Raw genomic sequence first — 22,082 nt, forward strand, 5'->3', positions numbered from 1 at the left:
CCTGTTGACGGAAAGAGAAAATAATTTCAAAAAAACAAATGACAACGCTGTCATTTGTCGTTAAGATGAATGCAAATAGAGTTTTGCCTTTCCTAAGTTATAAATTTTAGTTACGGAAATAAGGTAAAGACAAGAGGTCGAAATGTTAAGTAGCGATGACAACAATATATTTTTAGGTATCGATGGCGGTGGCAGTAAGTGCAAGGCTATTGTGATGTCAGCTGACAATAAAATTCTTGGCACTGGTATCTCTGGACCAGGTAATCCGTTACACGGCTTTGAACAAGCGACAAATTCAATTGTTAGTTCTGCAAAACTTGCTTTAGCTGACGCGGGAATAGCTGAATCATCGCTAGGAAATATTGTGGCTGGTGTTGGCCTAGCTGGGGTCAATTTACCGGTACTATTTGAACAAATGAATAATTGGCAACATCCATTTAAAGCTATGCATTTAGCAACCGATTTACTGATCGCTTGTTTAGGGGCTCATCAAGGCCAAGATGGTGCGGTGATAATTTCAGGTACAGGCTCTTGTGGGTTTTCTTATGTTGATGGCGAAGAGTTTGTCGTTGGGGCGCATGGTTTTCCACATGGTGACAAAGGCAGTGGTGCATGGTTTGGCCTTCAAGCAGCAAAGCAAGTTTTACTGTCATTAGACGGCCTAGTTACGACTAGCTCATTGAACAATAAGTTATTAACTATGCTAAATGTTAGTACTGGTGTTGAATTGGTTGAGGCTATAGCCGGTAAGCCGGCTGCATTTTATGCTCGCATGGCGAATTCAGTGTTTGATGCTGCAGAGCAGGGGGATGATATTGCTCTGGCAATTATTAAAGAAGGGGCAAGCTACATTGATAATGTTGCTATGCAGCTTAATAAACGTTGCCCGCCACGTCTTTCGTTAATTGGTGGCCTAACGCCAAGATTGCTACCTTGGCTGGCTGAAGATGTACAAAAAAGTTTGTCGGCACCGCTTAACTCTCCCGAAGTTGGTGCCGTATTTTTTGCTAAACAACAAAGCCAACAAGTGAATTAAGCCAGCGGTACAGATTAACAATTTTAAATTCTCAATAGTCAAACGCGTAAATAAGGTAACACTATGACTCAAGCAAATGTCACAAATACGATTATGGAGCAAGAAGCGAAGCAGGCACCGAGTGTCATCGCTAAGCAGCTCAAAGCAAACCAAGCCTTGGCGCAAACTATTGGTGAAAACTTAAGAACATTGAACCCTAAAATGGTGATGATCATAGGTCGTGGGTCATCCGATCATGCCGGTGTGTTCGGAAAATATTTAATTGAAATTGAAGCTGGCGTACCTACGTTTGCTGCTGCACCATCTGTTTCTAGTGTTTATGGTAAGCAACTAAAACTTGAGCAAGCACTGGTGATTGTTATATCTCAGTCAGGGCGCAGCCCAGATATTATTGCCCAAGCTGAAATGGCGAAAGCCGCAGGCGCTTATTGTGTTGCGTTAGTTAACGATGAAACTTCGCCGCTTACTGATATTGTTGACGATGTTTTGCCGCTCAAAGCCGGTGAGGAAGTCTCTGTGGCCGCTACTAAAAGCTATTTAGCGACGCTTTCTGCCTTGTTGCAACTTACAGCTTATTGGACCCAAAATACCGATCTTATTAAGGCACTATCGTCGCTACCAGCGGCAATGCAAGCGATAGTGAATACGCCAGCGCAATTAACACCAGAATCTATTGCTAATGTAAAAAATATGGTAGTGCTTGGTAGGGGCTTAGGTTATGCCATAACCAAAGAAATGGCGCTTAAATTAAAAGAAGTCAGCAGTATTCATGCGGAGGCATTTTCTAGTGCAGAATTCTTACATGGGCCAGCAACCCTAGTTGAGCAAGGCTTGGCTATTTTGGATTGTCAAATAAATGATGAAAGTGCCAATGTTCATGTTCAACAAATTAATGAAATGCGCACTCGTGGAGCTGAAGTTGTTACATTACAACAACTTGATGCTGGCGTGCATCCAAGGCTTGCGCCGCTGGTGGTTTTGCAGCGCTTTTATTTAGATGTAGCCTACGTTGCTGTCGCAAGAGGCTTCAATCCAGACGAACCTAAAGGCCTTAAAAAGGTAACTAGGACAGTTTAATGACTATGCTCAGAGTACGTGTAGATCGTTTATTTGACGGTAAAAATTATCAAGACAATAAAATCATGATCATTACAGACGGTATCATCATGGGGTTTGATGACGATATTAATGATTTTGACGAACATCTGCACGGGCTAGTTACCCCAGGCTTTATTGATTTACAAGTTAACGGCGGCGGTGGTGTATTGTTTAATCGTACGCCTACAGTTGCTGGCGTGAGGTCGATAATGGCAGCACATGCAGCGTTTGGTACCACCGCAATGTTGCCAACGCTTATTACAGACTCTATTGCCGTGATGGCTAAAGCGGCTGAGGCTATTGCTAGTGCAATCGCTAATAGCGAGCCGGGTATTATTGGTATTCACTTTGAAGGGCCGCATTTATCGGTAGCGAAAAAGGGCGCCCACAGCGCCGACTTTATTCGGGCAATTAGCGAAGAAGAGTGGCAAATATTAGAGCGAAAAGATATCGGCAAGGTATTGGTGACGTTGGCACCAGAAACGGTAAGTTTAGCAGATATAAAGCGGATGAAATCGGCAGGTATTCATATTTGTCTAGGCCATACCAATGCGAGTTTTTTGCAAGCTCAGCAGGCTCTTGATGCGGGTGCTAGCGGCTTTACACACCTTTTTAATGCTATGTCGCCGTTACAGGGGAGAGAGCCTGGAGTTACTGGTTGTGCATTAGTAAATGACAATGCCGCCTGTGGCTTGATTGTTGATGGCCATCATGTTGACTACGTCAATTGTAAACTTGCCTTAAAAGCTAAACCAAAGGGGAAAGTTTTTCTGGTCACAGATGCGATGCCACCTGTTGGCACAGATGAGCAAGGCTTTGCTTTTTTTGATCGTCATGTTTATTTGGAAAACGGTAAGCTAACCTCAAGTACTGGTGAATTAGCAGGCTCGGTACTCGATATGGCGATGGCCGTAAAAAATGCTAATGAAAAATTGAACTTGTCGTTAGATGAAGCCTTGCGTATGGCAACGCAATATCCGGCAAACTACATCAATGAATCGCAGCGAGGGCAACTAGGTGTCGGAAAACAGGCTGATTTCGTCGAACTTAATGATGAATTAAAGGTGCAATCAACTTGGATAAGCGGTCGTTGTCACTATAAAGTTAATTAGGTTGTTTGCAAAATAACCTTTAGGTGACAATTAGATAGACCTTGATATTATAAAAGAATAACGATAATTAAAAGCGTATTAACGCATGAGGAAATTATGGAAACAACAATGACAGCGCAGCGACGTAGTAGTGTTTTACCTATGGCCATAATTGGCATTTTGTTTTTTATTTTCGGATTTGTAACTTGGCTAAACGGCTCTTTGATCCCATTTCTAAAAGTAATTTGTGAGTTAAATGAATTTCAGGCGTTATTTGTAACTTTCGCATTCTATATTGCCTATACGTTTATGGCATTGCCGATGTCATATGTACTGAAAAAAACCGGTTATAAAAATGGTATGGCACTCGGGCTTGCAATTATGGCGGTGGGGGCTTTACTGCATATTCCGGCGGCCTTAAGTGCTAATTTTTTGTTTTTCCTGGTGGGCTTATTCGTTTTAGCGACCGGGTTAACTATTTTACAAACTGCGTCAAATCCATACATAGTGCATATTGGACCAAAAGAAAGTGCCGCAATGCGTATCAGTATTATGGGGCTAATCAATAAAAGCGCTGGTGTGATTGTACCTATTGTCTTCACCGTACTTATTTTGTCTGGTATGGGGGATTTTTCAGAAAGCTATTTAGCAACATTAGATGAAGTGACTAAAGCTGAGAGATTAGCTGAGTTGTCTGGCCGACTTGTACAACCTTATATCATAATGGCGGTAATATTATGTGCCTTAATTGCGTTAGTGAAGTTTTCCGCATTACCTGAATTAAGCTTTGAAGATGAGTCTGAAGCGTCGGCTGATGAGAAAACTAGTATAACTCAATACCCACAAATTATACTTGGAGCTGTGGCATTATTTGCTTATGTGGGAGTTGAGGTGATTGCAGGTGACACTATAGGTTTATATGGTGCCTCACTCTCTGTGCCTAACTTTTCAGGCTTAACCTCTTACACTATGGTTTTCATGGTTATTGGTTACATTATTGGCGTTACTTGTATTCCTAAATATATTTCACAAGAAAAAGCGCTAATCGGCTCTGCAATTGCCGGTTCTATTTGTATTTTAGGGGTAATGTTTGCGTCTACAGAATCAACATTATTAGCTGATATTATTTGGGGATGGACTGGTATTCAAGTGTTACCTGATACTGTTACCTTTGTCGCACTGATGGGCTTAGCACATGCGTTAGTTTGGCCATCAATTTGGCCGTTAGCTCTTGATGGTTTAGGCAAGTTTACCGCCCAAGGCTCTGCTTTGTTAATTATGGGTATTTCAGGTGGTGCAATATTACCTCTTATTTTTGGTAAATTATCATTATGGCTTGATAGTACGCAGTTAGCTTATGTTGTTGGTCTACCATGTTACTTATTTATTCTATACTACGCCCTAAAAGGCCATAAACTGCGATCTTGGTAGTACTTAGCGAGGTGGTTTCTTTAAGTCTTATTTATTAAAGGTGAGATATAACTTAAGTAGCCCTGGCACTTTGCCAGGGCTTTTTGTTGCCTGATAAGCAGCCATAGGTTTCTGAGACGACCATAGTGTCGATAGAGATTACACTTTAGTTTATGTTGAAACTTATGCCGGTTTAAGCAATAAAAAAGCGAACTATCATTAGTTCGCTTTACAAGCATAAATTATTTAGTGCTAGTTAAACTAAATCCAAGTTAGTTATTAGGATCTAATTGAGCTTTACTGTAATCAGGCTTAACGTGCATTTCACCTTTTTCATCAGCAAGTTCTTTTGGCATGTAGTTTTCATCATGTTTGGCTAGTACTTCGCTCGCCTCAATTTTGTTACCATTTACAAGGGTACCGTTAGCAACGATGCCTTGTCCTTCTCGGAATAAGTCAGGCAAAATGCCATCATAAGTAACCGTTACCATTGGATCTGTCTCAGAAAAAGCAATCGGTATTCTCATATCCGCTAATTTAAAACTAACATTTAAACTATCCGGATCACGATGGACACTGCCCGGCACGACTAAGCCACCAATACGTAATCGTTGGCCATTAATTGCTTTGATACCGGTATCTTCCTTACCATTGTATATTTCTGATGGTTTATAAAATAAATCGATATTTTGACTAAGTGCATATAACACTAAGCCTGCAACGACACCTAAGCCAATAATAATAGAAGATACGATAGTTAATCGTTTTTTACGACGGGGATTCATATATTAACCTCTTAAATTTTTATAACTGTTCAGCATTCGTTTGCTTATGCGCTTGTTGTTTAGCCGCTTGGCGTAATTTTGTTTCACGCTTTTGACGTTTTACTATTTGCTGTTTAATTTTTTTATGGCTATTGATACTAGAAAATATCAACAGAGCTAAGGCTGAAATACTGACACCGTATGAAAGCCATACATAAAAGCCGTAGCCGCCCATGTTTAAAAATGCACTGATACTATCAAACTGCATGGGAATTCTCCTCATTCGCAACGAGCTCACGTACCCATGGACGCATACTATTGCGGTTTAATACTTCGGTACGAAAACGAATGCATATCAAGGCTGTCACTAAAAATGCAAAGCCTATAAAGCAAATTAAAAATGGCCAAAACATATCTGCAGTCATAGCAGGTTTGCCCAACTTACTTACCGTTGCACCTTGATGCAAGGTGTTCCACCACTCCACAGAATATTTAATGATAGGTAAGTTAATAACGCCAACCAAAGCGAGAATACCGGCGGCTTTTCCTGCTAAGCTTTTGTCTTCAAAAGCATTGTGCAAAGCAATAACACCTAAATATAAAAATAGTAAAATCAGTTCGGAGGTTAAACGCGCATCCCAAATCCACCAAGTACCCCACATAGGTTTTCCCCATGCTGCGCCCGTAACTAAAGCGATAAAAGTAAAAGTTGCGCCGATAGGTGCCATGGCCGCAGCCGATGCATCGGCAAGTTTTAATTGCCACACTAAGCTTGTTAACGCGGCGATTGCCATGCCTAAATATATGCCCATTGACAGCATAGCCGCCGGCACATGCAAATAAAAAATTCGAAAGGTTTCGCCTTGTTGATAGTCAGCAGGGGCAAATAAAAGCGCCCAAACAATACCGACCGATAAAAATAAAAATGCTAAACGTGAACACCAAGGTAAAATTTTACCGGCGAAGTGATAGCTAATTTCTGGGTTTGCGTAAGGGTGTAGCCATTTCCACATCATATTAATTTGTACTCACTTTTAATGCTGCACTAACAGCAAAAGGGGCTAAGGTTAACGAACCAAAAAATATTGCCGCAATTATAGCAAGTTGGCCGTTATAAGGTAAGTTCATTGCCGCAGTATCAATAGCACTGGTGGCGAAAATAAGCACTGGAATGTAAAGCGGAAGTACCAAAAGACTTAATAATACTCCGCCTTTTTTAATACCAACGGTTAACGCGACGCCGATAGCGCCGAGTAAACTAAGTACAGGTGTGCCTAACAAAAGCGTTAACATCAGCGCGCCATAACTACTTTCATGTAAGTGTAATAATACCGCCAGTAAGGGCGCTATTAAAATTAATGGCAAGCCTGTAAGTAACCAATGGGCAAAAATTTTAGCGAGAACTAAAATAAATACTGGGTGCGGACTTAACAGCATTTGCTCGAGTGAACCATCAGCGTGATCGGATTTAAATAGCCTATCGAGTGAAAGTAAGGTTGATAATAATGCCGCCACCCAAATTATACCGGGGGCAATGCGTGATAATGTTGTACTTTCGGGCCCAATACCCAGCGGGAATAAAGACACCACAATAATAAAAAACAGTAGCGGATTAATAATATCGTCGCGATGGCGAAAAGCGATCATCAAATCTCTTTTTACAATTAAAGAAAATGCTGAACGATAAGAAAGTTGCGTCATGAATGGCTACTCTAATAAAACCGATAGGTTAATGTAACTTTTTTTACTCGCTCAGCGGGTAAAGACAAATCTTGATGGGTGGTGAGAATAACACAGCCGCCATTGTCGGCATGACGCAAAAATAATTGTTCAAGTTTTTCAACACCTAGCTTATCAATAGCGGTAAAAGGTTCATCTAAAATCCAAATTTTATGTTGGCTTTGCCATAAACGTGCTAATGAAATTCTTCTGTGCTGCCCTGCACTTAAATGCGAAGCTAAGGCATCTTCAAAACCTAGCAAGTTTACTTCTGATAAGGTTTCTTCGGCGTCACTAGCGTTTAACCCATGTAAAGCCAAATTAAACTCTAAATTTTCTTGTGCGGTCATTTCTCCTTTCACACCGGGCAAGTGCCCCAAGTAAAGTAAATTCTGGTGAAAGTTCTCTCGTTGCTGAGCGACAGCTTTATTTTGAAAATAAATGGTACCGTCATAAGGTTGAGATAAGCCTGCAAGAATGCGCAGTAAACTGGTTTTTCCTGCGCCATTTGGGCCTTCAATTTGCACAATATCCCCGACAGAAATATTCACATCAAGTGCTTCAAATAAAACGCGTTCTTCACGAATACACGTTAAGTTTTGGGCACTTAATAAAACATTCGAATTTTGTGTTGTTAATTCAACTTCTGCGTTTAAATTTGACAAAGCTATCCACTTAACTGATTCACTGTGACTGGGGTGATAATAACCTAATATATACCTGTGCGATTTGACTTATGTCACTATATTTGGACTTTGATCGCACTATTCATGCGCTATGATACTATATCAGTTGTTAAAGGCTAGTATTTCTCAGCTAATTAGCCACTAATTACTTGGGTATGTAAATTCATGATAACTATTAGCTTTATGAGATTCTTTGTAATTTTTTTAGGCTTTTTTGCTAATTATATTGTGGGAAATTCCTTTGTTTTAATAATTGCGATAACATACCGCCTGAACCCGTATAGGAATAAAATTCATGAAAACCTTGATGCTGATCGCATTTATTGCGTTAATTTCATTTAATAGTGATGCAAAAGACCAAGCAAAAGCAGGACAATGTTTGTCGTTTATGCAGCATAGTGAAAAAAAGTTACATGCAAAAGAAATGCTGGACCTGTGTCAGTTAACAGCTGGTAAGCCGATGTTAATTGTTAATACCGCTAGCCACTGTGGTTTTACACCTCAGTTTACTGCACTTGAAGCATTACATAAGCAATATAAAGATAAAGGGCTAGTGGTTATTGGTTTCCCTTCCGACGATTTTTTCCAAGAAGAAGATGATGAGAAAGATACTGCTGATATCTGCTTTGTAAATTATGGCGTAACATTTACTATGCTGTCGCCAGTGCATGTTTGGGGCAGTAACGCGCACCCTATATTTAAAAAATTGGCTGACAAAACAACGGCACCAAAGTGGAATTTTTATAAATACTTAGTTAGTGCCGACGGTAAAAAAATTAAGCACTTTAATAGCCGAGTAAAGCCAGATTCAGAAGTTTTTGTGAACGCAGTTAACGATATTTTGTAGAGAATATTTATGTCAAGGTATGTAGGAAGAAGTAAAAAAATTCACGATCAAAGTGCAAAAACGGGTGTACTATTAACAAATTTAGGCACACCTGATAGCCCAACGGCAGGTGCTCTTCGTCGCTATTTGCGCGAGTTTCTTTCAGATCCTCGAGTAGTTGAAATTCCGCGACTACTTTGGTTGATAATTTTACACGGTATTATTTTGCGTGTGCGCCCGAAAAAATCTGCAAAGTTATATGAAAGTATTTGGACGGAACAAGGCTCGCCTTTGTGGGTGATCAGCGAACAGCAAAAGACAAAAGTTGAACAGATCTTGACACAAAAATATGGTGACAAGGTGATGGTTGATATAGCGATGCGTTATGGTAATCCGTCAATTGCCGGTGCCCTCGATAATTTTCAAGAAAATGGCGTAAATAATATTATTGTATTGCCTTTATACCCACAATATGGCGGTCCTACAACAGGTTCAACCTTTGATGCAGTCGTTAATAAAATCAGAACCTGGCGTTGGATCCCAAGTATTCACTTTCAAAGTGGTTATCATGATCATCCACTTTATATTAAAGCACTTGCAGAAAGCATTGATAAGCATTTCCAAGCGCATGGTAAACCTGACAAATTAATTTTTTCTTACCATGGTATGCCGAAATATTTTCTTGAACAGGGAGACCCATATTATTGCTTTAGCCATAAAACCACCCGTTTAGTGGCAGAGCAGTTGGGTTTGAAAGAAGATGACTATGTGATGACTTTTCAGTCACGCTTTGGCAAAGCTGAATGGCTTAAACCTTATACTGATGAAACGTTAGCCAGCTTGGCAGAAAACAATAAGCATGTTGCTATTATAAGCCCGGCCTTTAGCGCTGACTGTTTAGAAACATTGGAAGAGTTAGTACATGAAAATCGTGAAGTTTTTGTAGCTGCAGGCGGTGAGCAATATCATTATATTCCGGCTTTAAATGACGATGATATGCATATTGCCGCTATGGTGGAATTAGTTGAGCCGCATATTAAAAACTAGTATTTAAGCTTAAGCGCCCATTACAGAAACAAAAAAACGAAACCTAGGTTTCGTTTTTTTATGTCATCTTTAGCCAACGCTAAAGATAAGGTTGCATATTAGATTAAGATGCAACTACGTTTTCAGCTTCAGGACCTTTTTGGCCTTGTTTTACGCTAAAAGTTACCGCTTGACCGTCAGTCAAAGTGCGGAAACCATCGCCAGCGATTGCACTGAAGTGAACAAACACGTCAGGACCATTTTCTTGCTCGATGAAACCAAATCCTTTTGATTCGTTAAAAAATTTTACTTTACCAGTTACTGTATCAGACATACCAACATTTCTCGCAGGTCAAAAATTAAAGTTTAGCCAAAACGGCCATATACGGAGTAAATGCCCTCTACCTTAAGTACAGACAGAGAAAGGTTTCCAGTAACACATATTAAAGCGCCTAGGCTGATCTAGGAATAAATCCTATGATCTCTCCTTCTCCCGAAACGCAAAAACTCAACGCGAAAACATGTTACCACAATAAAAATCAGGAATCTCTAAAAAAAATGAAGATTACTTTACTTTTTTATGACAAAAAAAAGCCAGCTAAGGTGCTGGCTTTTATAGATTTTTTTTAACAAGTTACTTACATTGCTGAAATTTGTGCCTTCTGGTCAACCAATTTTTCTAAGGTTGACTCGGCTTCAGCAAGCTTAGCTTTTTCTTTGTTGATAACGGCTTCTGGCGCTTTACCAACAAAGTTTTCATTGTTGAGTTTACCACGTACGCGCTCAGCATCTTTTGTAAGTTTATCAATGGCTTTATCTAAGCGAGCTAATTCTGCATCTTTATCAATTAAACCCGCCATTGGAATTAGCAATGATAAATCACCGACCACAGCTGTTGCAGAAGCAGGCCCATTATCGTCATCAGCTAAAACAGTAATGCTTTCCAATTTAGCCAATGCACTGATGAATTGCTCATTTTCTGATAAACGGCGTTGGTCATCAACATTGACGTTTTTTAACAATACTGGCAATGGTTTGCTAGGAGCTATATCCATTTCGCCGCGAATATTACGTACCGCAACAATGAATTGTTTTACCCATTCCAAGTCATCTATGGCAGTTTGATCACATAAGCTTTGATCAAATTGCGGGAAGCTTTGCACCATAATGCTATCACCTGATTGTTCAAAGCGCGTAAGTGGAACAACACGCTGCCAAATGGTTTCGGTGATAAACGGCATAATTGGGTGCATTAAGCGTAGTAAGCTCTCTAGTACATTAACTAATGTGTGACGCGTACCGCGTTGTTGTGCTTCATTGCCTTTGAATAAAACGGGTTTTGTTAGCTCTAAGTACCAGTCACAAAATTGGTTCCAAGTGAATTCGTATAGCGCTTGTGATGCTAAATCGAAACGGAAAGTATCAAAGGCTTCATGTACAGTTTTAACGGTTTGCTGAAACTGTCCTAAAATCCAACGATCAGCTAACGAAAACTCCATCTCAGAATTTTCGACTTTACCGCAATCAAACTCTTCGGTATTCATCATGACATAACGGCTGGCATTCCATAATTTATTAGTAAAATTACGGTAGCCTTCTAGGCGTTTCATATCCCAACTAATATCGCGGCCTGTTGAAGCCACCGAGGTTAGTGTAAAGCGCAATGCGTCAGTACCATGTGCTTCAATACCGTCAGGGTATTCTTTTTTAGTTAGTTTGGTAATTTTCTTCGCCAGTTGTGGCTGCATCATATTACCGGTGCGTTTCTCAAGTAAGTTTTCTAAAGAAATACCGTCAATCATATCTAATGGATCAACAACATTACCTTTTGACTTACTCATTTTATCGCCATTTTCATCGCGAATAAGACCAGTAACATAAACCTTTTTAAATGGTACTTGTGGCTTGCCATTTTCATCTTTAATGAAGTGCATGGTCATCATGATCATGCGAGCAACCCAGAAGAAAATAATGTCAAAACCAGTGACTAGTACGTCAGTAGAATGGAATTTTTTCAAATCTTCTAAATTGTTTGGCCAGCCTAAGGTAGAGAAAGTCCAAAGGGCTGAAGAGAACCAAGTATCTAACACGTCGTTGTCTTGGGTTAAGCTGATGTCACTAGCAATATTGTGTTTTTCACGTACTTCAGCTTCGTTGCGGCCAACATAAACTTTGCCTGAATCGTCATACCAGGCCGGAATTCGATGTCCCCACCAAAGTTGGCGAGATATACACCAGTCTTGAATATCGCGCATCCAAGCGTTGTACATGTTTTCGTATTGTTTAGGTACAAATTCTATGTCGCCGTTCTCTACCGCTTCAACGGCTGGTTTTGCCAGAGGTGCAGCGCGCACATACCATTGGTCAGTTAATAGTGGTTCAATAATAACGCCCGAGCGATCGCCATATGGCGCTACTAAGTCATGCTCTTTAACTTCAACTAATAAACCTAATTCGTCAAAGGCGGCGACAATGGCTCTGCGAGCATCGAAACGATCCATGCCAGCAAATTCTTTTGGTAAGTCAGTGCTATAAACATCTGATGCTTCACCATTGCTATTGTAAACTTCAGCAGCTGCCAATATGGCGGCGTTTTTATCAAGAATGTTGATTAATGGTAAATCATGGCGTTTACCGACTTCATTATCGTTGAAGTCATGCGCAGGGGTGATTTTTACACAACCTGTGCCTTTTTCCATATCAGCATGCTCATCACCAACAATTGGGATCAATCGATTTACCAGTGGTAATAAAACATGCTGGCCAATTAAGTCTTTATAACGTGGGTCTTCTGGATTCACCGCAACACCCGTATCCCCTAACATAGTTTCAGGGCGAGTGGTTGCAACAACCAAGTAGTCGTTACCTTCTGCCGTTTTTGCGCCATTAGCAAGCGGGTAACGTAAATGCCACATGTGGCCTTTTTTATCTTTGTTTTCAACCTCTAAGTCAGAGATAGCGGTATGAAATTTAGGATCCCAGTTAACTAAACGCTTCCCACGATAGATTAAGTCGTCTTCAAACAAACGTACAAATACTTCTTGTACGGCTTCCGACATGCCATCGTCCATGGTAAAACGCTCGCGAGACCAGTCAATCGAGTTGCCTAGTCGGCGCATTTGCTTACCGATAGTGCCACCTGATTGTTCTTTCCATTGCCAAATTTTATCAATGAAAGCATCACGCCCATAGTCATGGCGAGTTTTTTCTTCTTCTGCGGCAATTTTGCGTTCAACCACCATTTGCGTAGCTATACCTGCGTGATCACAACCCGTTTGCCATAAAGTATTTTTACCTTGCATACGTTGATAACGCGTTAAAGTATCCATGATGGTTTGCTGAAAAGCATGCCCCATGTGCAAACTTCCCGTAACATTTGGTGGTGGAATTGCGATACAGTAACCGTCACCTTCGCCGGTTGGGCTAAAGTAACCTTGCTCTTCCCAACTTTTATAGAGGGATTGTTCAATGTCAGAGGGGGTAAATGTTTTTTCCATCAGATTTTCCGTCAGAAGATTCTTAACTTGTAGTATTGATAGTTTGTTGTGCGCTGGCTACTTGATGAGCAACATTGAAACCCCATTGACGACAAGTGCGAAAACGATTTCGTGCTTGTTCTTTTTGGCTTTCATCGGCTGGAACAAAATCTATCAGATGTGAAAATTGGTTAGCGAAGTTAGGCACATCGCTGGTTAAATTGATTAAAACCGCACGGCGGTTGGTTGGTGGCTGCCAACTAATTTCAACAGCCGCACCTTGTTTTGGGCCTTCGCCAATCAGGTTATGAGGTACAAAGCTGTTAGGATCAAATGCCCATAACATTTCATCGATGTTATGAGCATCTTCTTGATTTTGAGTATAAATAAATACTCGCTGACTATGTCGGTAAAAATACGCCGCTTGTAAACACGCGTAGTACAGGTGTAATTGCTGTTCAGTTACACCTGCGACTTTACTTTGCGCTTCAATGCTATAAAACATTGCTTGGGTTTGCATGACGTTATTCCGTGTATCAGTTTAGTAAATTATTCGCCTTGCTCAGCGCCAGAGCGATTTAATAAAAACTGTGTTAGCATGCTAACAGGACGACCGGTAGAACCTTTACTTTTACCGCCACGCCATGCTGTACCTGCAATATCTAAATGGGCCCAATGATATTTTTTAGTAAAACGTGCTAAGAAACAAGCGGCGGTAATCGTGCCAGCTTCTTTGCCACCTAAATTGGTAAAATCAGCAAATGGGCTTTCAAGTTGCTCTTGATAATCATCCCATAATGGCATGCGCCATGCGCGGTCACCACTTTGCTCTGATGCGTTTAATAATTCGTGTGCCAGTGGGTTGTGGCTACTTAGTAAAGCTGTAGCATGTGCACCAAGCGCTACAACACAAGCACCAGTTAATGTGGCAACATCGATAACAAGCTCAGGATCAAAACGTTCAACGTAGGTTAACGCATCACATAAAACTAGTCGGCCTTCAGCGTCAGTATTTAATACTTCAACCGTTTGACCTGACATAGTGGTAAGTATATCGCCCGGGCGGTATGCGTTACTGCTTGGCATATTTTCGCAACCCGCCAGAACACCAATAACATTAATTGGCAAATTAAGTTCAGCTAGTGAATGCATGGCACCTAATACGCCTGCGGCACCACCCATATCGTATTTCATTTCATCCATGCCAGCGCCTGGTTTCAAAGAAATACCACCACTATCAAAGGTTAGCCCTTTACCTATTAATACAACTGGTTTTGAATCATCACCAGCACCATTGTACTTAATAATACTCATCTGTGATTCATTGGCAGAACCACGGCCTACAGCTAAGTATGAGCCCATACCAAGCTCTTCCATCTGTTGCTCGCCAACGATTTGTGTACTGACATTGTCGTAGTCACTTTCAAGAATTTTTGCTTGTTCAGCTAAATATGCCGGATTGCAGATATTTGGTGGCATATTGGCAACATTTTTACAGGTTGTGATACCTTCAGAAACAGCTAAACCGTGACTGATAGCACGCTCGCCGATAGGGAGTTCGCGTCGGGTTGGTACATTAAAGACAATTTTTCGTAATGGGCGACGAGGCTCTTCTTTTACTGTTTTTAAGCTGTTGAAACTGTATAAGCAATCTTGCGTGGCTTCAATTGCTTGACGCACTTTCCAGTATGTATCTCGCCCTTTAACATGCAATTCAGATAAGAAACATACAGCTTCCATTGAACCGGTTTCGTTTAAGGTGTTAATGGTTTTACTGATGATTTGGCGATATTGGCGTTCGTCAAGCTCACGCTCTTTACCGCAGCCAACTAATAAAACACGTTCGCTTAGAATGTTAGGTACATGATGCAATAATAGCATTTGTCCTGATTTACCTTCTAAATCACCACGGCGTAGTAAATTGCTTATATAGCCTTCGCTAATTTCATCTAATTGTTCAGCGATAGCCGACAAACGACGTGGTTCGAAAACACCGACGACAATACAGGCGCTACGTTGCTTTTCCGGACTGCCACTCTTTACACTGAACTCCATGATGTCTCCTAATTTGACTCAAATGCGTATATTTTATTGAAAATATACTAATTAGCTTGCTAAAAACAGTAAATAATCGCTAAGCTTACTTTTAAATGTATTCGGCTAAAGGCTATAATTATAGCTGGGTTGCAATGCATTACCCGTTAAGCTTACATTTAATTTATTGCTAAAAATGACAAGTTTACTGAAAAAATGCCGGTATGTCAGAAAAAAACCATGTTTTATAGAAAGTTTTTATAGGATCACTTTGTGATTATATTTCGTTATTTGCTTAAAGAAGTCGCTAAAACCCAAATTGCTGTATTTCTCGTCATTATGACGATATTTATTAGTAATAAATTTGTTCGCGTACTTGATGATGCCTCAGAAGGTGGAATTCCTGGTCATTTAGTGATGACATTCATAGGCTTAAAAATTCCAGATCTTGCTGGAATGATTTTACCGTTAAGCTTTTTTCTTGGCGTATTACTGGCGTATGGGCGTATTTACGCTGAAAATGAAATGACGGTACTGCATGCTTGTGGTGTGAGCGAATGGTATGTCGTTAGGGTAACTTTGATTTTAGGAGTAGTGACTGCTCTTATTACCGGTATCTTTACTTTATATTTATCACCGATGGCAAATGAATATGAGTATCAAATTAAAGAGCAAATAGCGGCAGATTCAGGCTTAAGTTCACTTATTGCTGGCCGATTTCAAACCACAGGCAATAAAAAAGCTGTGGTGTTTATTCATGATAAAAACCGTAATGACAATACCTTTGAAAAAGTCTTTGTTGCGCAATTGCCTGATAAGGAAAAGTCGAGTCGTAGTGTTATTGATTCAAGTTTAGTGTACGCCCAAAACGGGCAAGTAGTTGAAGATGACACAGGAACACAGCGATTAATTTTATCTGAAGGCACGCGTTATCAAAACGATATTGAAAACAAACAGTTTCGACAAGTCGCTTTTGACAAGTACTATATTCAAATTCAAGATCAAAAAGTTGCCCATAAAAGGCGTAAGTTAAGCGCCATTCCAAGTTCTGAGCTGTTCAAAGAAAAAACGCCTGAAGCAAGTGCTGAAAGCCAATGGCGAATTGCCTTCCCTTTAGCGTGTATTATTATGACCTTAGTTGCTGTGCCCTTGAGTGTTGTTAACCCTCGCCAAGGTAAATTTGGCAAAATGTTACCCGCAATATTATTGTTTTTAAGTTATTTCTTACTATTAACTGCTATTCGCTCAGGAATCGAAAAAGGCACTGTTCCACAAATTATTGGCCTATGGCCAGTGCATTTGATTGTGTTGATATTGGGCTCGAGTTTGTTGGTTAAGAGTAGAAAAAGCGGTATGAAATTAAAATCTATGCTACCCAAGCGAGCTAAAAATAAGGTGGCAATATAATGCGTATATTAGATTTATACATAGGCCGCATAATCGCATCAACGACATTTTTAACCTTAGCTGTATTTGTTAGCTTAAGTGGTATTATTAAGTTTGTTGAGCAAATGAAATCGGTCGGGAAAGGCAATTATGATCTTGCTCATGCCGCGCTGTATGTACTGTATGCAATTCCACAAGATGTATCATTGTTTTTTCCTATGTCGGCATTAATTGGCGGCTTAATTGGTATGGGGATGATGGCAACCAATAGTGAGTTGGTTGTTATGCAAGCGGCAGGCCTTTCTCGTCTAGATATTATTAAATCTGTGATGAAATCAGCACTATTACTGATTGTGGTGAGTATGGCGGTTGGTGAATGGTTAGCGCCTCAAGGCGAGGCAGCGGCAAGGCAAGTGCGAGCACAAGCCATATCAGGAGGCAGTTTAATTTCTTCTACTGGCGGCACTTGGGCAAAAGACGGTGACTTTTTTGTTCATATTGGTGAAGTACAAGATCAAGGTTCGCTTAAAGATATTCAAATTTATCGCTTTGATGAACAGCTTAAATTATCGAGTTGGGTGTCAGCCAATAGCGCTGTATATCAAAAAGAAGCTTGGCAGTTACGCGATGTAGTAGAAACTACGATTACAGACAAAAAAATTACCAAAGAGAACCAACCTCTGATGTCATGGACCTCTACCTTAACACCAGATAAATTAGGTGTGGTTACGGTAAAACCGGAATCCTTATCATTAAGAGGTTTGAATGATTACCTAGATTACCTAGAAGCGAATAAACAAGACCCAAGCCGTTATTTATTAGCATTTTGGCGTAAGGTGGCTCAGCCGATTACTTTAGCTGTTATGCTACTTGTGGCCTTGTCGTTTATTTTTGGTCCGTTACGTTCAGTATCTATGGGAGCAAGAATAATGATGGGGGTTGCTACTGGTATCTTGTTCTTTATTGTTAATGAAGTATTGGGCTCGTTAAGCTTAGTGTATCAATTGCCGGCAATTTTCGGTGCTTTTATGCCAAGTATTATTTTTGTTAGCGTTGCACTTTATTTTATGAGAAAACGCGCAAGCTAACGATATAACATGCTCCCAAACATAATTAAAATGTTTGGGAGTTCTAAACTATATGTCATTTAGTTTGCTAAAGTCTGCCGCGATTAGCTTCTAAGCTAAGTAATACAACCTCAGTATTCGTTAAACGGTCTTGTAAACTCAATTTATTTTTTCTATCAACTAAAACCGCGAAGTTACCTAAGCCAAATAATGTGGGAAATAAGCGCTTTAATCCCGTTATTTTATTAATACGGGTACCATCTTGATTTTGTACACGTAAACGCCATGCTTTCATGCCCAAGGTTTGTCCACTTTTAGACCAAAACCAAATGAAGAAAAATGCCACCCAAGCGAGTTTCCAAAATTCGTTAGGCCACAGTAACCATGGTGTATTAGCAATAGTATCGCTTAAGTGTTGATAACCTTGTAGATCAAACACAGCGAAATGTACCAGCAGAGAAATCAATAGAAATGATGCGGCACCTGCGGTCATATATACGGCAATAGCAACTAAGGCATCATAAAGCCAAGAGGCCATTCGACGACGAAAGCCAGCACGTGGAAATGTTTCGTGAGAGATAGCAGACATAAGTAATTCATTGAAAAAATTTGCGCTAGTGTAGCAAAACACATATAAAAGTATAAGTGAGTAGTCATATTTCACTTATATTCAAGTTGTGTTGTTATTTACGTAAATTACAGTACTCAATAGTACGTGACAAAGCGATAGGGAGATGCGGACATGACCATACTTTCTCCACATGGAACATTAGACATTGTTATAGACGACAATTTAATTTTAATTGAGGCGCAAGGTCCATGGAACATCGAATACTTAGATCACTTGCATGAACAATTACTGAAAACAGTGGCAAAGGTTGATGTTAATAACTATGCCATATTAATCACCCCAAAAGGCGAAGCGATTAGCGTAGAGGCTGGGCTAGAATACCATCTAAATTTTATTCGCCAAGGCAATACTAAAGCTGTAGCGCTGAATCTTGCTTATTGTACAACGGCACTTTTAACGGAAAGCTTGTTTAGCAAATTATATCGAGCGGCAGGTATTAAACATGCATTTTTTGACAATGGCCTAGATGCCCGATTATGGCTAGAAAAGCAGTTAAAAACGGTAAGTGCTATTTCAATGTGAAGAAATAATCATCAGTCGGTCGATATTCACAGAAAAACTATTGCTAAGCTTGAGTTTTTTCGTATAATGCCAGCCTCTTCATTGATGTTTCGCATTGGTTGAAGTCACTGTGTTGCCGGAGTGGTGGAATTGGTAGACACGACGGATTCAAAATCCGTTGCCTTCGGGCGTGACGGTTCAAGTCCGTCCTCCGGTACCATATTAAAGGCCTTGCTTATGCAAGGTTTTTTTATACCTGAAATTTACTCATCTTAAAGTATCTATCAATCCGCGCGGACCTAATGTAGGCCCTACCAGATTATCATTCACAGTGTATCTTTGTTTAAACCTTACTACTTATTTGTGTTTCTAGAAAGGTAGCTATCTTCCTCTTTAATTCGCTGTTTAATATTGCTAAGTGCATTAATCACGTCATTGATGATTGTATTGTATATCTTCTTTATTAACCTATATATCAAATGGCAATACCAATATCCGACAGTGAAAGGGTATGGAGTAAGCAACCTTACCGTCTTTTATCTTTAACGTGCTTGAGGTGGCGTTAAACATAGTAGATTCCTGATAGTATTGTGCTTAAGGTTAAGGTTTAATTGGAGCTGCTGAATATGAGATGAAACTAAGAAAAAACGTCCAACAAAGTCTCCATGTCTATTCAACCGTTACAATTAATCTCAGGGTTACTATGTGAAAACGTTGATGTGAGTAAAGGACTGGTATTTAAAAATATTTTGGCTAAATATTAAGCTTAAATTCATTAAGTATGTTACCATGGCTATTCTCCCTACCGCTTAGTAGGGACCTCTTTTCTTTTTCGGGAACGACACCCTGACACTCCTTAGACGCCCCGCTAAGCCTTACTTTAAGGCTATAATTATGTCTCCCTCTATAATAACTTCAAATGGTACTGATATCGGAAGCAATAATGCTAACAATACTGCCAACTCGTTAATATTAGATACTCAGCTAAAAGAAAAAGATAACTCCACTCAACCGACGGCTATCGTTTTTTGCGAAGGAAATTTTGGTAAAACTGACGGAAAGACCGCGAATGGATTGATACGATACTCACAAAAGTATCGTATTATGTCTGTCATTGATAGCCAATATGCTGGCTTGGATTCGGGTAACGTGCTTGATCAAACTGCTAATGGAATACCCATAGTTGCTAGCCTAGAAGATGCAATAAACCTAAGCAAAACTGTACCCGAATACTTTATTTTCGGTCTTGCGCCTACCAGTGGTTTTTTATCGGGTTTAGAAAGAAAAATTATTTTACATGCCATGTCCTTAAAAATGCATATCATCAATGGTCTACATGAGTTTCTGACCGAAGATTCAGCATTTGTTGACGCGAGTATTGAGCATAGTGTTCGAATATTTGATATTCGCAAACCTAAGCGAAAAGAAGAGCTTCAAATATTTAGCGGTAAAGTTCGAGAGGTGAACTGCCCTAGAATAGCTGTATTAGGTACCGATTGTGCGTTAGGAAAACGAACAACCGCGACTATTTTGGCCAACGAATTGACGAATAAAGGTCTCAATGTTGTGATGATAGCAACAGGACAAACAGGTATTATGCAAGGGGCGCATTACTGTGTAGCTCTCGACGCAGTCCCTTCCCAATTTTGTGCTGGAGAATTGGAGTCGGTTATTGTTAAAGCATATGAAAAAGAAAACCCAGATCTGATTATTATTGAAGGACAAGGTGCCTTAAGTCACCCCGCATATTCTACCAGTTCGTTCATATTGCGTGGTAGCTGCCCAACCAGTGTTATTTTGCAGCATGCTCCTAAACGTCAGCACCGTAGTGATTTTCCTAATATGCCAATGCCCTCTGTTGCTTCAGAAATAAAACTGATTGAGACATTTTCAGACACATCGGTTATAGGCTTAACGCTCAATCACGAAGGAATGTCTTCAGATGATATTTTTACTGCGATTGCAGGTTACTCCAATGAGTTAGGTATACAGGTTACTGACCCGTTGTCTCAGCCAGTTGAACAATTGCTCGACATTGTGCTGTCAGCCTATCCTCAATTGGCAAGTAAGCTGGCTGAAAAGAATGAAGTATCCTAGATTAGATGTCGATTGCACTAAAGTCCGTCACAATGCTCAGTACCTTATGGCTAAATTAGCTTTGAAAAACATTTCAGTTACTCCGGTAACTAAAGTTTTTTCAGGCCATCCTATTATTGCACAAATGCTTATTGATGCAGGAGCTGAAATGGTTGCAGATTCTAGGGTCGAAAATATCCAAAGGTTAACGAAAGCGGGTGTTTTGGTGCCTAAAATGTTGATTCGTACGCCGATGCTCAGCCAAGTTACCAGTGTTGTTAAATGGTGTGATATTAGTTTGAATACTGAGATAGAGGTTATTGAAAAGCTTTCCTGTGCCGCAAAGCAATTAAATATCACCCATGGCATTATTATCATGATAGAGCTTGGCGATTTGAGAGAGGGCGTTATGCCGGAACTTATTATTGGCTTTATCAAACAAATTATTGATTTACCTAATATCAACATTAAAGGAATAGGTGCAAACCTAGCGTGTCGATATGGTATTGCTACTGACGATAAAAATATGTCACTTCTTTCAAATTTAGCCGATGACATTGAAGCAAAGTTTGACCTCAAGCTTGATATTATTTCAGGGGGAAATACCGCTTCAATTGATTGGGCAATTAATCATACCAGTACAACCCGTGTGAATAACCTCCGTATAGGTGAAGCGATTTTTCTAGGCTTTGACTCATTAACTCAAGAAAAAATTGAAGGGTTATATACCGATTCAATTACCTTGACTGCTGAAGTGATTGAATCAAAATTAAAACCGTCTTTGCCATGGGGAAGTAGAGGGGCCAATGCATTTGGAGAAAAGGTATATACTTCAGAAAGAGGTGCAGTATCACAAGCTATTCTTGCGTTAGGCCGTCAAGATGTATGTATTACAGGACTTAGTGCTCCAGACGGAATGACAATTATGTCATCAACGAGTGATCATCTAATTATTGAAACTTCAGGAAAACCGCTATTAGTTGGCCAAACTGTAATGTTTAACTTGGACTACAGTGCGCTCTTATCTTCTATGTCATCATGTTATGTCTACAAATATTTCAATACACATATCGCCAGTAAAGCGTGCAGTAATGCTCTGAATAAAAAAGGGGAAGTAAACACTACTATTACTCTGTCTTAGTTGCATTGAGAGTTTTAATTAGAACGTGGCTGAAAGTTAAGACATCATTAATGAGCAAGGTTGAGTTGTAGACGTAAAATGCGTTAATTTATGGGATAAGCTGGCCTTGCAAAA

Annotated in this window: 21 protein-coding genes and 1 tRNA gene; 12 read left to right on the forward strand and 10 right to left on the reverse strand. The window is 40.0% G+C overall.

What is annotated here, in order from left to right; genetic code table 11:
* Positions 1 to 142: 142 nt before the first annotated feature.
* From nagK to AC27HL_RS02915, 4 genes are all read left to right on the forward strand, one after another.
* On the forward strand, positions 143 to 1,036 hold the full coding sequence (gene nagK / locus AC27HL_RS02900; protein ID WP_487078866.1) for an N-acetylglucosamine kinase: 894 nt from the start codon (positions 143 to 145) through the stop codon (positions 1,034 to 1,036).
* A 63-nt stretch (positions 1,037 to 1,099) separates the two neighbouring features.
* Positions 1,100 to 2,113, forward strand: a complete 1,014-nt coding sequence (gene nagB-II, locus AC27HL_RS02905) for a glucosamine-6-phosphate deaminase NagB-II (RefSeq protein ID WP_487078867.1) — start codon at positions 1,100 to 1,102, stop codon at positions 2,111 to 2,113.
* Positions 2,113 to 3,246: an N-acetylglucosamine-6-phosphate deacetylase gene (gene nagA, locus AC27HL_RS02910; RefSeq protein ID WP_487078868.1), complete on the forward strand. Its 1,134-nt coding sequence runs from the start codon at positions 2,113 to 2,115 to the stop codon at positions 3,244 to 3,246. Before nagB-II ends, nagA begins: the two co-directional genes overlap by 1 nt.
* A gap of 96 nt (positions 3,247 to 3,342) precedes the next feature.
* A complete protein-coding gene (locus AC27HL_RS02915) occupies positions 3,343 to 4,656 on the forward strand; it encodes a sugar MFS transporter (protein ID WP_487078869.1) in 1,314 nt (437 codons plus the stop codon).
* A gap of 251 nt (positions 4,657 to 4,907) precedes the next feature.
* On the opposite strand, the gene ccmE is transcribed toward AC27HL_RS02915, so the two are convergent.
* Genes ccmE through ccmA form a run of 5 tightly spaced genes read right to left on the reverse strand, consistent with a single transcriptional unit; the run spans position 4,908 to position 7,783 of the window.
* Positions 4,908 to 5,420, reverse strand: a complete 513-nt coding sequence (gene ccmE, locus AC27HL_RS02920) for a cytochrome c maturation protein CcmE (RefSeq protein ID WP_487078870.1) — start codon at positions 5,418 to 5,420, stop codon at positions 4,908 to 4,910.
* Between the two features lie 19 nt (positions 5,421 to 5,439).
* Positions 5,440 to 5,667: a heme exporter protein CcmD gene (gene ccmD, locus AC27HL_RS02925; RefSeq protein WP_487078871.1), complete on the reverse strand. Its 228-nt coding sequence runs from the start codon at positions 5,665 to 5,667 to the stop codon at positions 5,440 to 5,442.
* Entirely contained in the window at positions 5,657 to 6,412 is a 756-nt protein-coding gene (locus tag AC27HL_RS02930) for a heme ABC transporter permease (protein ID WP_487079885.1), read from the reverse strand. Before AC27HL_RS02930 ends, ccmD begins: the two co-directional genes overlap by 11 nt.
* Positions 6,413 to 6,416: 4 nt before the next feature.
* Positions 6,417 to 7,100, reverse strand: coding sequence for a heme exporter protein CcmB (gene ccmB, locus AC27HL_RS02935; RefSeq protein WP_487078872.1), 684 nt, complete (start codon positions 7,098 to 7,100; stop codon positions 6,417 to 6,419).
* An 11-nt stretch (positions 7,101 to 7,111) separates the two neighbouring features.
* Positions 7,112 to 7,783 (reverse strand): cytochrome c biogenesis heme-transporting ATPase CcmA, encoded by a 672-nt coding sequence (gene ccmA / locus AC27HL_RS02940; protein ID WP_487078873.1) that lies wholly within the window; start codon positions 7,781 to 7,783, stop codon positions 7,112 to 7,114.
* 328 nt (positions 7,784 to 8,111) lie between these two features.
* On the opposite strand from ccmA, the gene AC27HL_RS02945 reads away from it, so the two are divergent.
* Positions 8,112 to 8,651, forward strand: a complete 540-nt coding sequence (locus AC27HL_RS02945; protein ID WP_487079887.1) for a glutathione peroxidase — start codon at positions 8,112 to 8,114, stop codon at positions 8,649 to 8,651.
* Between the two features lie 9 nt (positions 8,652 to 8,660).
* Entirely contained in the window at positions 8,661 to 9,677 is a 1,017-nt protein-coding gene (gene hemH, locus AC27HL_RS02950; RefSeq protein WP_487078874.1) for a ferrochelatase, read from the forward strand.
* A 103-nt stretch (positions 9,678 to 9,780) separates the two neighbouring features.
* Here hemH and AC27HL_RS02955 read toward each other — a convergent pair whose 3' ends face one another.
* The 4 genes from AC27HL_RS02955 to pepA form a co-directional block, all read right to left on the reverse strand.
* Positions 9,781 to 9,990 (reverse strand): cold-shock protein, encoded by a 210-nt coding sequence (locus tag AC27HL_RS02955; protein WP_487078875.1) that lies wholly within the window; start codon positions 9,988 to 9,990, stop codon positions 9,781 to 9,783.
* Between the two features lie 304 nt (positions 9,991 to 10,294).
* Complete coding sequence (locus tag AC27HL_RS02960; RefSeq protein ID WP_487078876.1) at positions 10,295 to 13,153, reverse strand: valine--tRNA ligase; 2,859 nt, start codon at positions 13,151 to 13,153, stop codon at positions 10,295 to 10,297.
* A gap of 22 nt (positions 13,154 to 13,175) precedes the next feature.
* Positions 13,176 to 13,652 carry a DNA polymerase III subunit chi gene (locus AC27HL_RS02965; protein WP_487078877.1) on the reverse strand — a complete coding sequence of 159 codons (477 nt, stop codon included), beginning with the start codon at positions 13,650 to 13,652 and terminating at the stop codon, positions 13,176 to 13,178.
* Between the two features lie 29 nt (positions 13,653 to 13,681).
* On the reverse strand, positions 13,682 to 15,187 hold the full coding sequence (gene pepA / locus AC27HL_RS02970) for a leucyl aminopeptidase (protein WP_487078878.1): 1,506 nt from the start codon (positions 15,185 to 15,187) through the stop codon (positions 13,682 to 13,684).
* A 252-nt stretch (positions 15,188 to 15,439) separates the two neighbouring features.
* On the opposite strand from pepA, the gene lptF reads away from it, so the two are divergent.
* Positions 15,440 to 16,573, forward strand: a complete 1,134-nt coding sequence (gene lptF, locus AC27HL_RS02975) for an LPS export ABC transporter permease LptF (RefSeq protein WP_487078879.1) — start codon at positions 15,440 to 15,442, stop codon at positions 16,571 to 16,573.
* Positions 16,570 to 17,640: an LPS export ABC transporter permease LptG gene (lptG, locus tag AC27HL_RS02980; RefSeq protein ID WP_487079889.1), complete on the forward strand. Its 1,071-nt coding sequence runs from the start codon at positions 16,570 to 16,572 to the stop codon at positions 17,638 to 17,640. Before lptF ends, lptG begins: the two co-directional genes overlap by 4 nt.
* A 67-nt stretch (positions 17,641 to 17,707) precedes the next feature.
* Here the strand turns inward: lptG and AC27HL_RS02985 are convergent, their stop codons facing one another.
* Positions 17,708 to 18,208 carry an RDD family protein gene (locus AC27HL_RS02985; protein WP_487078880.1) on the reverse strand — a complete coding sequence of 167 codons (501 nt, stop codon included), beginning with the start codon at positions 18,206 to 18,208 and terminating at the stop codon, positions 17,708 to 17,710.
* Between the two features lie 153 nt (positions 18,209 to 18,361).
* On the opposite strand from AC27HL_RS02985, the gene AC27HL_RS02990 reads away from it, so the two are divergent.
* From AC27HL_RS02990 to AC27HL_RS03005, 4 genes are all read left to right on the forward strand, one after another.
* Complete coding sequence (locus tag AC27HL_RS02990; RefSeq protein ID WP_487078881.1) at positions 18,362 to 18,772, forward strand: hypothetical protein; 411 nt, start codon at positions 18,362 to 18,364, stop codon at positions 18,770 to 18,772.
* Between the two features lie 114 nt (positions 18,773 to 18,886).
* Positions 18,887 to 18,971, forward strand: a tRNA-Leu gene (locus tag AC27HL_RS02995).
* Positions 18,972 to 19,645: 674 nt separating this feature from the next.
* Entirely contained in the window at positions 19,646 to 20,848 is a 1,203-nt protein-coding gene (locus AC27HL_RS03000; RefSeq protein WP_487078882.1) for an N-acetyltransferase DgcN family protein, read from the forward strand.
* The gene (locus AC27HL_RS03005) at positions 20,835 to 21,968 is read left to right on the forward strand and encodes an alanine/ornithine racemase family PLP-dependent enzyme (protein ID WP_487078883.1); all 1,134 of its coding nucleotides are present in this window, start codon (positions 20,835 to 20,837) and stop codon (positions 21,966 to 21,968) included. Before AC27HL_RS03000 ends, AC27HL_RS03005 begins: the two co-directional genes overlap by 14 nt.
* Positions 21,969 to 22,082 lie beyond the last annotated feature (114 nt).

It is taken from the genome of Colwellia aquaemaris (assembly GCF_057548755.1).

Bases quoted from the DNA above. Each gene is read 5' to 3' on its own strand.
- nagK (WP_487078866.1), top strand. From the start codon at position 143: ATGTTAAGTAGCGATGACAACAATATATTTTTAGGTATCGATGGCGGT.
- nagB-II (WP_487078867.1), top strand. From the start codon at position 1,100: ATGACTCAAGCAAATGTCACAAATACGATTATGGAGCAAGAAGCGAAG.
- nagA (WP_487078868.1), top strand. From the start codon at position 2,113: ATGACTATGCTCAGAGTACGTGTAGATCGTTTATTTGACGGTAAAAAT.
- AC27HL_RS02915 (WP_487078869.1), top strand. From the start codon at position 3,343: ATGGAAACAACAATGACAGCGCAGCGACGTAGTAGTGTTTTACCTATG.
- ccmE (WP_487078870.1), bottom strand. From the start codon at position 5,420: ATGAATCCCCGTCGTAAAAAACGATTAACTATCGTATCTTCTATTATT.
- ccmD (WP_487078871.1), bottom strand. From the start codon at position 5,667: ATGCAGTTTGATAGTATCAGTGCATTTTTAAACATGGGCGGCTACGGC.
- AC27HL_RS02930 (WP_487079885.1), bottom strand. From the start codon at position 6,412: ATGTGGAAATGGCTACACCCTTACGCAAACCCAGAAATTAGCTATCAC.
- ccmB (WP_487078872.1), bottom strand. From the start codon at position 7,100: ATGACGCAACTTTCTTATCGTTCAGCATTTTCTTTAATTGTAAAAAGA.
- AC27HL_RS02945 (WP_487079887.1), top strand. From the start codon at position 8,112: ATGCTGATCGCATTTATTGCGTTAATTTCATTTAATAGTGATGCAAAA.
- hemH (WP_487078874.1), top strand. From the start codon at position 8,661: ATGTCAAGGTATGTAGGAAGAAGTAAAAAAATTCACGATCAAAGTGCA.
- AC27HL_RS02955 (WP_487078875.1), bottom strand. From the start codon at position 9,990: ATGTCTGATACAGTAACTGGTAAAGTAAAATTTTTTAACGAATCAAAA.
- AC27HL_RS02960 (WP_487078876.1), bottom strand. From the start codon at position 13,153: ATGGAAAAAACATTTACCCCCTCTGACATTGAACAATCCCTCTATAAA.
- AC27HL_RS02965 (WP_487078877.1), bottom strand. From the start codon at position 13,652: ATGCAAACCCAAGCAATGTTTTATAGCATTGAAGCGCAAAGTAAAGTC.
- pepA (WP_487078878.1), bottom strand. From the start codon at position 15,187: ATGGAGTTCAGTGTAAAGAGTGGCAGTCCGGAAAAGCAACGTAGCGCC.
- AC27HL_RS02985 (WP_487078880.1), bottom strand. From the start codon at position 18,208: ATGTCTGCTATCTCTCACGAAACATTTCCACGTGCTGGCTTTCGTCGT.
- AC27HL_RS02990 (WP_487078881.1), top strand. From the start codon at position 18,362: ATGACCATACTTTCTCCACATGGAACATTAGACATTGTTATAGACGAC.
- AC27HL_RS03000 (WP_487078882.1), top strand. From the start codon at position 19,646: ATGTCTCCCTCTATAATAACTTCAAATGGTACTGATATCGGAAGCAAT.
- AC27HL_RS03005 (WP_487078883.1), top strand. From the start codon at position 20,835: ATGAAGTATCCTAGATTAGATGTCGATTGCACTAAAGTCCGTCACAAT.